Origin of the sequence: Oerskovia sp. NPDC057915 (genome assembly GCF_042887685.1) — a bacterium.
In the GTDB taxonomy this organism is placed as follows: domain Bacteria; phylum Actinomycetota; class Actinomycetes; order Actinomycetales; family Cellulomonadaceae; genus Oerskovia.
In genome coordinates this window covers 223,477-235,262 of record NZ_JBHVOS010000003.1, presented here as the reverse complement: position 1 = coordinate 235,262, position 11,786 = coordinate 223,477, and the positions used below count along the sequence as shown (strand labels likewise).

Annotated in this window: 7 protein-coding genes; 1 reads left to right on the top strand and 6 read right to left on the bottom strand. The window is 71.8% G+C overall.

What is annotated here, in order from left to right; translation table 11 throughout:
- Positions 1 to 619: 619 nt before the first annotated feature.
- Positions 620 to 1,771 carry a UDP-galactopyranose mutase gene (gene glf / locus ACFVQ3_RS03555; RefSeq protein WP_387635130.1) on the top strand — a complete coding sequence of 384 codons (1,152 nt, stop codon included), beginning with the start codon at positions 620 to 622 and terminating at the stop codon, positions 1,769 to 1,771.
- A gap of 27 nt (positions 1,772 to 1,798) precedes the next feature.
- Here the strand turns inward: glf and ACFVQ3_RS03550 are convergent, their stop codons facing one another.
- The 6 genes from ACFVQ3_RS03550 to ACFVQ3_RS03525 form a co-directional block, all read right to left on the bottom strand.
- Positions 1,799 to 3,043 carry a DUF916 domain-containing protein gene (locus ACFVQ3_RS03550; protein WP_387635127.1) on the bottom strand — a complete coding sequence of 415 codons (1,245 nt, stop codon included), beginning with the start codon at positions 3,041 to 3,043 and terminating at the stop codon, positions 1,799 to 1,801.
- Between the two features lie 150 nt (positions 3,044 to 3,193).
- A complete protein-coding gene (locus ACFVQ3_RS03545; protein ID WP_387635125.1) occupies positions 3,194 to 4,462 on the bottom strand; it encodes a hypothetical protein in 1,269 nt (422 codons plus the stop codon).
- Positions 4,463 to 4,488: 26 nt separating this feature from the next.
- Positions 4,489 to 5,493: a TIM barrel protein gene (locus ACFVQ3_RS03540; protein WP_387635122.1), complete on the bottom strand. Its 1,005-nt coding sequence runs from the start codon at positions 5,491 to 5,493 to the stop codon at positions 4,489 to 4,491.
- A gap of 59 nt (positions 5,494 to 5,552) precedes the next feature.
- A complete protein-coding gene (locus ACFVQ3_RS03535) occupies positions 5,553 to 8,969 on the bottom strand; it encodes a PQQ-dependent sugar dehydrogenase (RefSeq protein WP_387635120.1) in 3,417 nt (1,138 codons plus the stop codon).
- A 592-nt stretch (positions 8,970 to 9,561) separates the two neighbouring features.
- Complete coding sequence (locus tag ACFVQ3_RS03530) at positions 9,562 to 10,221, bottom strand: response regulator (RefSeq protein WP_387635117.1); 660 nt, start codon at positions 10,219 to 10,221, stop codon at positions 9,562 to 9,564.
- Entirely contained in the window at positions 10,218 to 11,594 is a 1,377-nt protein-coding gene (locus tag ACFVQ3_RS03525; RefSeq protein WP_387635115.1) for a sensor histidine kinase, read from the bottom strand. The genes ACFVQ3_RS03530 and ACFVQ3_RS03525 overlap by 4 nt, the downstream gene beginning before the upstream one ends.
- Between the last annotated feature and the right edge of the window lie 192 nt (positions 11,595 to 11,786).

The window sequence follows — 11,786 nt, the reverse complement described above, 5'->3', positions numbered from 1 at the left end:
ACAAGAACTGCGCCACCCCCGGACGCCGCTCAGCAAACCCCGACCACGCCTGACCCAACCGACCGAACATCACACACTCACTCTCAGGAAGAAGGGGTACCGCGCAGCGTGGAGGGATGCCGGGACCGCAGGGACGGGGGGCGTCTCGATCGTCATCGGCCTCCTTGCCGTTCGGGTGCTCCGTCGTGCGTCTCGGTGACGGGGTGCACGGACGACGGCTCGTCGCCCGTGCACCCGGTCCGGAGACCCGCTCGCAGGTGCGGCGGGTCGTCCTCGTGGTGGGGGTCGTGAGTACTGCGGCGCCGTCTCCCCGTCCGGGAGCAGCGTCGTCGGCAGTCAAGCACCCCGGGGGTCGGTCCCGTGCGCGTCGTGCACAACCTGTCGGTCAGGACGCATGATCTGTCGCGCCGCGGCACCCCTCGACGGCGGCCGAGGCCGTCACGGAGGCTCGACGGGCGCTGCCGGCCGCACGCTCAGCGCGGCCCTATATGCTGCAGTCCTTCGAGCTCGTCGGCGCCCGTGACCTCGATCCCGAGACGCCCGGTGAGGCTCCCGGGCAGCACGGACGCCCCTCGACGCAGGTGCGCCGAGCGACACGACGGCCGGTTCAGCTGGGAGCATGATGACGGATCTCGTGGTGGTGGGAGCAGGCTTCTTCGGCCTGACCGTGGCGGAGCGCCTCGCGACCCAGCGCGGCCTCAAGGTCCTCGTGATCGACCGCCGGTCGCACATCGGGGGGAACGCGTACAGCGCGACCGAGCCCGAGACGGGGATCGAGGTGCACCAGTACGGGGCACACCTCTTCCACACCTCGAACGAGCGCGTGTGGGAGTACGCCAACCGGTTCACGCGGTTCACGTCGTACGTGCACCGTGTCTACAGCACGCACCGCGGCGAGGTGTACCCCCTGCCGATCAACCTGGGGACCATCAACCAGTTCTTCCGCAGCGCCCTGGGACCCGACGCGGCGCGCGCCCTGATCCGCGAGCAGGCGGCCGAGCTCGGCGGGAGGACACCGCAGAACCTGGACGAGCAGGGCGTGAGCCTCATCGGGCGGCCGCTCTACGAGGCCTTCGTCCGCGACTACACGGCCAAGCAGTGGCAGACGGACCCCCGGGACCTGCCGGCGTCGATCATCTCCCGCCTCCCGGTCCGGTACACGTACGACAACCGCTACTTCGCCGACACCCACGAGGGCCTTCCCGTCGACGGGTACACGGCGTGGCTCGAGCGCATGGCCGACCACCCGAACATCACCGTGCAGCTCGACACCGACTTCTTCGACGCCTCGCAGCCCGTGAACAAGCGGGCCGTCGTCGGCCACGTCCCGGTCGTGTACACCGGGCCAGTGGACCGCTACTTCGACCATGCCGAGGGCGAGCTCTCGTGGCGGACGCTCGACTTCGAGCAGGAGGTCCTGCCCGTGGGCGACTTCCAGGGCACGTCCGTCATGAACTACCCGGACGCCGACGTGCCCTACACCCGGATCCACGAGTTCCGGCACTTCCACCCGGAGCGCGACTACCCGACCGACAAGACCGTCGTCATGCGGGAGTACTCCCGCTTCGCCGAGCGGATCGACGAGCCCTACTACCCGGTCAGCACCGCAGCCGACCGCGAACGGCTCACGGCCTACCGTCGCCTGGCCGAGGGCGAGCCCGAGGTCTTCTTCGGCGGCCGCCTGGGCACGTACCAGTACCTCGACATGCACATGGCGATCGGGTCGGCGCTCTCGACGGTCGACAACCGGCTCGACCCGCTGTTCTCCTGACCTCGACCGGACGAGCAGCGCGGCGCGTCAGGCGACGGGCTGCTCGTCACGCTCCTTGAGGGCCTGGGCCACGGCCTCGGCGACCTTGCGCTCGTCGCTCGCGCGCCGCCGTCGGGCAGCACGCCGCCACAGGACGACCCCCGCGACCAGCAGGACGAGCAGCGCGAGCGCGGCCCACGGCACCGCGAGCGTCGAGGCCGAGGCCGTCGCGGGGGCCACGAACGGGACGGTGTCCGCGTCGGTCGCGCCGATCGCCGTGACGACCTCCGCGGTCACCCGCACGTCCGCCGAGACCCGGCCGAGCGGCCACACGCCGTCGACCGTCACGGTGCGCGTCACCGACGTCCCGGGGAGCAGCTCGGGGAGCTCGACGCGGGGCGCGCTCTGCGCGCCGGCCCCCCAGGGCCCCGCGACCCGCACGACCTGACCGGCGGCCAGGCGCGTGTTGCCGTCGTTCGTGACGGTGAAGGTCACGGTCGCGTCCCCCGCGGCGAAGGGGTTGAGCGTGCCGTCGTAGGTGACCGAGACGTCGTCGAGGACGACCGCGGGGACCAGGTCTCCCGCGACGCGCAGGTGCATGCGCGAGCCCAGGCGGCGGTCGACGCTCACGCCTTCGGCGTTCTCGACCAGCAGCGAGGACACGACGCCCGCCGCGTAGTCGCCCGGCGTCGCGTCGGCCGGGACGGTCACGGTGAACGGGACGACCACGCTGTCGCCACCGTCGACCGTGACCTCCTCTCCCGCGAAGGACACCCACGCGCCGAGCGCGGAGGACTCCTCGCCCGCGGGAAGCAGGTCGAGCTCGCCCGCGTCCGTCATGAACCCGTCGGCTGCGTAGACGCGGAACGTCAGAGGGCCCTGCGTGTAGTTGGAGACGATGATCCCGTCGTCCAGGCTCGCGCCCGGCTCGAGAGCGTAGGCGTAGTTGGGGCGCTCGGTGCCGTGCACGGTGTCGGCGGGACGCACGCCCCACGTGACCGGCGAGGCGACCGGTCCGGCCGGCGCCGCATCGGCGGCCGCAGGATCCTCGGGCCCGACGGCGGCGCTCACCGCGTGCGGGAGCGCGGCGGACCGCGAGGAGAGAGCCAGGGCGGACGCGCCCGGGGCCAGCAGCGAGACGAGCAGGCCCACGACGAGGGTCGCCGCGAGGACGGCGAGGATCCACAGGGCATGGCTGTGGCCGTTCTCCCGCTGGTGCGCGCGCACGTTGGTCAGCGCGGACCGCCCGTCGGCGTCCCGCTCGGGCCGGAGGAAGTGCTGCTGCATCGCCATGGTCGTGCCTGCTTTCGTGAGGTCCGACCGGTGAGGCCGGGTCGTCCGACCCGTCCGGCGGCTGTCCGGGCCGGTCGGGCGGGCTGTCGAGCGGTGGTGCCGGCCGGCCTGTGGAGGAACGGGCCGGCCGGCACCACGGTCACGGCGTGACTAGCTGAGCGCGGTCAGCGTCATCGTCGCGTTGTAGGTCCCCTCGTTCACCGAGAGCGGGAGCTTGAGGTCCAGCTCCGCCCCGATGACCGCGGAGCCGCGGGCGTGCCCGGCCTCCGCGCTGCCCAGGGTGCGGGCGACGGACAGGCCGTCACCCTCGACGAAGCCCGACGCGACGGCCGCACCCGCGACCGCACCGCCGTCGTTCTCCAGGAGCTCGGGCGTCCACCCGAGGTACTTGCCCGACACCGTCTCGCCACCCGCGACGAAGTCGCCGACCTGCGCCGAGACCGACCACGCCGGGGCGTTGATGCGGGTGTCCGTGACACGGACCGGCACCAGGTCGCCCGAGGCCGCGAAGTGGTCGCCCTGCTCCTCGGCCACGCCCAGGTCGACGAGACCCGTCGAGCCCTCGAGGCTCCACGTGAGCTCGCCCGGACGGGGCTCGGGGATCACGACCGCGACCGACTGGTCGCCCGCCGCGAGCGCCCCCGGGGCCGTGCCGGTGAGGTCGCCCTCGACCGAGCCCGCGGTGTTGCCCGGACCGAAGTTCGCCGCCGGGGTGTTGTCCGCGAGGCGCACGGCCCCGTGGACCGTGGTGCCCGCGACCTGGAGGTTCGCGGTGTTGCCGGTCAGGACGAGGTCCCCACCCACCGTGTTGCCCCACTGGTCGGCGGTCCCGTCGGCCTTCGCGCCGACGAGCGCGTCACGCGAGGTGCCCGTCACCGACAGGCTGCCCCCGACGACCGCGCCCCCGACGCTCACGCCGAAGTCGCTGTCGCCGAGCGTCGCGTCGCCGCCCACGCTCGTCCGCAGCAGGTCGACGTACGTCGCGGCCTGCGTCGTGAGGTTGCCCGTGATCTTCGTGTCCGAGATCTCGACGTCGACCCCGCCCGTCGCGACGCTGCCACCCACGCGCAGGTCGTACAGGTAGAGGAACCCGGAGCGCGAACCCGCGGTGTACGAGCTGATGTCGCCGCCCACGCTCGCACCGTCGATCAGGACGCCGTACGCGTCGGTCGCGACGACGTCGCCCTCGATGACCGCCTCGGTCGCGTCGAGCCACGCGTCGTCACCGACCGTGATCGAACCCTGGACCGTCGTGCCGCCGAGGACACAGGTCGCCCCCGCGGGGACGAACAGGTCGCCCGCCACGACCACGTCGTCGAGCTCGGTCGTGCAGTTCGTGACCGCGGCGTGCGCCGACGGTGCGGCAACGGCGACCAGCGCGAACGCTGCGGCCGCGGCTGCTGAGACCTTCCACTTCATGTCGATTCTCCTGTGATCTCGGTGGGTCAGCCGCGAAGGCCGTAGATGGAGGTGTAGCTGCGTCGTGCGTTGCCCAGCGAGTTCAAGGGGTTCGGCGGCTCGGCGACCGAGCTCGCGTTGTCCTGCTCGTACAGGCCGAAGTGCTGGCCGCGCGTGCGGAGCTGCGAGAGGAACGACTGGTAGTCGATGCTGCCGGCGCCGAACTCGATGATGTCGTAGCCGTTGGCGCTGCTCGGGTTGGCCTTGCCGTCCTTGAGGTGCAGCATCGGGAAGCGGCGCGGGTCGCGCTTGATGTACTCGATGGGCTCGAACCCGGGGTACTTGAACTGGCCGACGTGCGCCCAGTAGACGTCCATCTCGAAGTAGACGAGCGACGGGTCGAACTCGTCCCACAGCAGGTCGTACACGCGACGGTTCGGGTCGTCGGACGTGAAGCGGAACTCGCCGTCGTGGTTGTGCGCGTAGAGCTTGAGGCCCGCCGCCTTGGCCTTCTCCCCCATGGCGTTCCACGTCTGCGCCGCGGCCGTCCACGCCGCGACCGTGTTGGTGCCGTTGATCGGACCGCCCTGGCCGAGGTGCGGCATGCCGAGGATCAGCGCCTTCTCGATCTCGGCGTCGATGTTGTTCGGGTTGAGGTTGACGTGCGACCCCACGGCCCGCAGGCCGTTGTCGTCGAGGAGCTGGCGGATCTGCGCCGGGGTGATCGCACCGATCTGGCCCTGCGTGTACCCGGCGAACTCGACCTCGGAGTAGCCGATGTCGGCGAGCTCCTCGAACACGGCCCGGAAGCCGAGCGAGCTGACCTTGTCGCGGATCGTGAAGAGCTGGATGCCGATGCGGTTGACCGGGACCAGGCGGTTGCGTCCGCTGCTGGGAGCCGCGGCCACACCACCGAGGGCCGACGCCGCCGTCGGGCCCAGGGCCGCGCCGACGCCCACGGCGACCGTCGAGGCCGCGAGGGCCTTGAGCAGGTTCCGCCGGCTCATCGGGCGAGCCGGGATGGACTCGTGGTAGTGCTCGTGTGAACTCATGTCTCTCCTTCGAGGTGAGGTTCGGTGGCCCGGGGCGCGAGCCCCGGGCCACCACGTGCCTAGTTGCGGACGGTGAGGTTGAGCGACGTCGCGCTCTTGGTGACGCCGGTCGAGCCCTGGTAGGCGATCTCGACCTTGTAGGTGCCGACCTCGGGGAGCTTCGGGAGCGTCACGACGACGTTGCCCTCGGCGTCGAGCGTCCCGGTACGGGTCGCGACCGTGGCGTTGTTGCGCTTGATCGTCACCGTGACGTCGCCCGTGGCGGCGACACCCGTCGAGCTCTCGACCGAGATGGTCGCCTTGGCGGCGATCGAGGGCTTGACCGGGTCGGGCGAGATGGAGCCCGTGACGGTCGAGGAGGCCGCGGCCACCGTGAGGCGCACGGTCGACGAGGACTTCTTGAAGACCTGGTCGGCCTGGTAGCTGGCCTTGAGGGTGTGCGTCCCGACGGCGAGCGACGGGTCGAGCGCGACCGTCGCGACGCCCTCGACGAGGGTCCCGCGACCGACCTCGGTGTCGCCCGAGGTGAGGACGACGTCGCCCGTGGGCGTGCCTCCCGCACCCGTGACCGTGACCGTGGCCTCGCCCGGTGCCCCGTACGAGACACGGGCCGAGGACACGGCGACCTTGGTGACCGACGAGACCGTGGGCTCGTTCGGCGCGGCGAGGTCGATCGTGAAGGCGACCGACCCGACCGTCGAGACGTTGCCGCCCGTGTCGGTCGCGCGGTACTGGAGGTTGCGCACGCCGTTGGTCGTGAAGCTGACGCTGTACGCGCCGGACGCCGCGGCCACGTTCGTCCAGGTCTGACCGTTGTTGGTCGAGTACTGGACGCTCGCGAGCGCGCCGTCGTCCTTGACGTCGAGGTTCATGCGCACGGCCTTGTTGTAGACGCCGCCGACGCCCGTGGGCGCTGCCGGGTCGAGCGTGTGCTTGATGGTCGGTGCCTTGACGTCGCCGACGCCCACGCCCTGGAAGTCGAACGAGTCGACGGCCAGCTCGTTGGCCGAGGTCACGAAGAGCGTGCCCGAACCCTGCGGGGCGTTCGTGAACGGCACCGTGACCTCCTTCCAGCCTGCACCGGCGGGGATCTGCGCCGTGGCGAACGGCGCGGCGTCGGCCGCACCCCAGCGGAGCTGGAGCTGCCCGCCACCGTTGGCCCGGACCTTGACGCCCGTGATCCCGGCGAAGTTCACCGGGCTGTAGGACAGGTGGTCACCGTTGCCGAGCCCACGGATCGCCTGACCGGCACCCGCGGTCTCGTCCTCGTAGGCCACGACGCCCTTGCTCTTGGCGTGCTCGGCCTGCTGGACGAACGGGTTGAGCTGGACGGTCGCCTCGCCGGGAGCGGCGGGCAGGCCGTTGTGCCCGTTGTCGGTGTAGGACACGACGACGGCGCCGTAGATGTGCGCGCCCTCACCGTGCTGCGGCGAGTCGGGAGACGTCTTCCACGCGCCCGTGCAGCCCGTTCCCGAGACCTCGGGGTGGGCGTGCTCGTCGTGGCCCAGACCGTAGGTCCACGCGACGCGGCTGCACACGGTCGCGGTCCCGTCCTCGGCGTCGTTCGTCGAGACCTTGAACGGCACGGCCTGGCCCCAGCTGAAGAACGAGCCGTCGCCGGGGTAGTCGACCGTGACCTTCGGCGCCTGGTTGCCCACCGAGATGACCTTGGACGTCAGCGTGAACTTGCCCTTGGCGTCGGTGACGCGCAGCCGGGCGTTGTACTGGCCGAGGGTCGTGTAGGTGTGGTTCGCCGTGACGCCCGTCGCGTCGAACGATCCGTTGCCGTCGAAGTCCCACTGGTAGGTGAGGGCGTCGCCGTCGGGGTCGCTCGAGGTGCCCGCGTCGAAGGCCACCGCGAGCGGGGCCTCGGAGGACGAGGTCGGGTCGGCGGTGAACCGGGCCTGCGGGGCCTTGTTCCCCTCGGCGTAGGACACCTTGTAGAGGCCGGCGTCCGGGTTGGCGCGGAAGAAGCCGTCGCCGTAGTCGAGCACGTAGAGCGAGCCGTCGGGCCCGAACTCCATGTCGATCATGTTGTCGTTGAGCGGCTGCGCGTTCTTCGCGAGCTGCGCGTTGGGCGTGAAGTCCTCGATGTGCGTGACCTCGTAGGTGTCCCAGTCGACCGTGAAGGCCGCCAGGTAGTCCTGCGAGAACTCACCGAAGAACGCCTTGCCGTCCCAGTACTCCGGGAGCTTCGACGTCGAAGGGTTCTCGGCGTCGTAGTGGTAGACGGGGGCGCCCATGGGTGCCTGGCCGCTGCCGGCCCCGAAGTTCACGAGCTCGTCCCACGGCTGGTCGCCGGGGCGGTCGCCGTAGTAGAGCGTCGCCGCACGGGCCGGCGGCAGGTCGACGAGGCCCGTGTTCCAGCGCGAGTTGTTCTTGAGCGCGGCCGGGTCGAAGAACGCCCCGGGCGTGCTCGTCGCGAAGTTCCACTCGTTGTAGGCCGCGTTGGGCCCGTGCACGTAGGGCCAGCCCGCGTTGTGCGGGTCGTCGAGGCTCACGGTGTTCCACTCGACGTATCCCATGGGGCCACGGTTCGGGTCGGCGTTGGCCGCGTCCGGTCCGTAGTCGCCCCACGAGAGGCTGTTCGTCTCGGGGTCGACGTCGATGCGGAACGGGTTGCGGACGCCCATGACGAAGATCTCGGGCCGGGTCTTCTCGGTACCGACCGGGAAGAGGTTGCCCTCGGGGATCGTGTAGGTGCCGTCCTCCTGGACCGTGATGCGCAGGATCTTGCCGCGCAGGTCGTTGGTGTTGCCGGCGCCGCGACGCGAGTCCAGACCGGGGTTCATCCCGGGAGCGTCGTTGTTGGGGGCGAAGCCGTTGGCTCCGGGCGCGCTGGCGGGGGTGTTGTCACCGGTCGACAGGTAGAGGTTGCCGTCGCCGTCCCAGTCGATGTCGGCGCCGACGTGGCAGCACTGACCGCGCTGTACCTCGACGTCGAGGATCTTCTGCTCGGAGGCCAGGTCGAGCCCCGTGCCGGTCCACTGGAAGCGGGAGAGGCGGTTGACGCCCTTCCACTGGTCCCAGTAGCTGGCGTCGGCACCTGCGGGCAGCGTGTTGGGTGCCGAGCCTGCGGGCGTGCCGCTGAGCGGGGCGTAGACGAGGTAGACCCAGTTGTTCTCGGCGAAGTTCGGGTCGACGGCGATGCCCTGCAGGCCGTCCTCGGAGTTCGCGTACACGGGGACCTTGTTGGTGACCGACGTGACGCCGGTCTGGGGGTCCGTGAGCCGGACGTCGCCGTTGCGTGCGGTGTGCAGGATCTTGCCGTCGGGCAGGATCGCGAGGTCGATCGGCTCGCCGACGTCCTTGGTCAGCAGGATCTTCTCGTAGTTGGACCAGTCGAGCGCGGCCTCTGCGCCGGGCTCGCTGCCGTGGTCGACGCCGTCATGCGCGGTGGCCGGGACCGTCGCGGCCGCGAGGCCGGTCAGGGCCAGGACGCCCGCGAGGGAGGCGGCGACCACCCTTGATCTCACGGTCCTTCGTTCAGGAATAGACTTCACAGTGATGCAGCTCCTCATCGGGGTTCATCGCCGGGCCGAGCCACCGCTCGCTGCTGGAACAGCGGGACTACGGGTGGCTCGGTCTGTGTCTGTACGGGGGCGGCGTCCGGGTCTTCGTGCCCGCGCCGCTGCTGCTGTCCTCCCCTCGCCGTCGAGTGGTGGTGGGACCCTGAGGTCGCACCGGCTGAGCACACCGGGGTCTCCCCCGTCGGGACGAGCGTTCTCCCACCGGAGGCGCGACGCTCGGTTTGTCATGGTTCAGGGTGGATCTACCTGCGAGAACGATGGTCTTCCTCGACCACCTGGTAGGAATCTAAGGCGACTTCTATCGCCTGTCAATCAAAAGTCGAAACCTGCCGCTCACTAGTAGGGCACAGATGCCGATCACGCGCGCGCGGGAGGGGCGCCTCTGCCCGATCCTTCGGTACGCGCTGCAGCGACCCGAGGGGCGACCGCGTCGAGTGTGCAGTTCGGGTCGTCTCAGCCGTCCCGTGGCGACCCGAACTGCACACTCGACGAATCACCGCTGGGGTCCCCGGCCCCCGACGAGCTCCCGCGGACCGTCTCAGCCCTCGTGCGCGGCGAGCCCCGACCGGTAGGCGAGCACGACGAGCTGCGCCCTGTCCCTCGCCCCGAGCTTGGCCATGGCCCGGTTCACGTGCGTCTTCGCCGTGAGCGGGGTGACGTGCAGGCTCGCGGCGATCTCGTCGTTGCTCATCCCCTGCGCGACGAGCAGGACCGCCTCACGCTCGCGATCCGTCAACGAGCGGAACACGTCCCCGTCGACCCGCGGCTCCGACCTGGCCGCCCGGGCGACGAGGCTGCGCATCGCGGTCGGCGAGAGCAGCGACTCTCCCGCGGCGACGGTCCGGACGGCATCGACGAGCACCTGGGGCCGGACCCCCTTGCCGAGAAACCCTGCGGCGCCCGCACGCAGCGCGCCCAGGACGTGCTCGTCGTCCTCGAACGTCGTCAGGACCAGGACGTGCACGTCGCCGAGCGCCGGGTCCCCGGCGATCTGCGCGGTCGCGGAGATCCCGTCGGTCCCGGGCATCCGGAGGTCCATGACGACGACGTCGGGACGCAGCTCCCGCGCGAGCTCGACGGCCCGGGCCCCGTCCGCCGCCTCTCCGACGACCTCGATCCCGTCGCTCACGTCGAGCAGCGCGGCGAACCCCGCACGGATGAGCTCCTGGTCGTCGACGACCAGCACGCGGACGGTCACGGCGCCTCCTGCGCGGCGGGCGACGCGGGGTCGACGGTGTCGGAGGAGCGCGCCCCGTCGGGCACGGGAAGCTCGACCCGGACCACCCAGGTCCGGTCGCGCGACCCGATCTCGGACGTGCCGCCGGCCGCCGCCACCCGTTCTCGGAGACCTGCCAGACCGAGCCCGCTCCCCCGGGCCCCGCCCCCGGCCCCTCCACGCGCCGCGGCCGCGGGCCCGGCCCCTCCCGCGACCGCACCCGCAGGCCCGGCCCCGGACGCCGCACCCGTCGGGCCCGCCCCAGCCCCCGCCGTGCGCACCGGGAGCGGGTTGACGACCTCGAGCACGACGACCCCCGGACCGTGGACGAGCGACACCTCGGCCCGCCCCGTGCCGTACCGGTGCGCGTTGGTCAGCGCCTCCTGGGCGACCCGGTACACCGTGAGGTCGACGACCGGGGGCAGGGCGCGGGGGGAGCCCGACGTCCGCTCGACGACCTCGAGACCGGTCGCCCGGACCTCGTCCAGCAGACCGGGCAGGCTCGCGGCTCCGGGGGCGGGCGCCGCGTCCGGCCGGTCGTCCGGCTCGCGCAGCAGGTGCAGCAGGGAGGACATCTCGGCGAGGACCCGCTCCCCCGCGTCGCGCACGTGCCCGATCGCCTCCCGGGCGGCCTCCGGACGCCGGTCGAACAAGGCCTCGGCGGCACCCGCCTGCACACTGATGACGGCCACGTGGTGCGCGACGACGTCGTGCAGCTCGCGCGCGATCCGCAGCCTCTCCTGGGTGACCCTGCGCGCGGCCTCGGCCTCGCGGGACTCCTCGGCACGCTCGGCACGCTCGCGGGCCCCGGCCACGACCGCGCGCTGGGCGCCGATCGCGAAGCCGAGCGTCGCGGCCAGGACGAGCAGGACCACGACGAGCACGACCGTGGACCCCGTCGCCTCCATCCCTCCGACGAGGACCAGCACGGCCGGGTAGGCGACCGCCATGGCCCCCGTCAGCAGAGCGGCATCGACGTGCCGGGCGTACGCCGCGACCGAGTAGATCGCGACGAGGCCGGGGCCGAGCGCGAGCGCCGACTCGGGGTCCACCGCCGCCGAGGCGACCGTCGCCACCAGGACCGCACCGGCGGCGACCAGGGGGCTCTCCCGTCGCCACACGAGCCCCGCGCACGCGACGACGAGCGCGGCGACCGACATGACCGAGCTCGGATTCGTGCCGGGTGCGACGACCAGCGGCACCGCGAAGAGCGCAAGGACGACGAACGCCCCGACGGCGTCGCGCACCAGCAGCGGGAGGCTCCGCCACCGGGTACGGAGGCGAGCGGCGACGCCCGCGCGCTCCGGTCGGGACGGGTCGGCCCCGACCCCGGAGGCAGGGTGGTCTGGAGTCACTCCCCGACGATACCGGCGGCGCCAGGGGCCGGTGCGACCGACGGGCCACGTACTGCGGCTGCGGTAGACGACGGCCGGCCGGATCCTCAGCGCGGCCGACGCGCACCCCCCGCCCGGCGCGAGAGGGTCGAGACATGGCCCACCGTCAGCTCTCGATCACACAGTCGGACGCGTCGACGCGTCGAGGTCGCG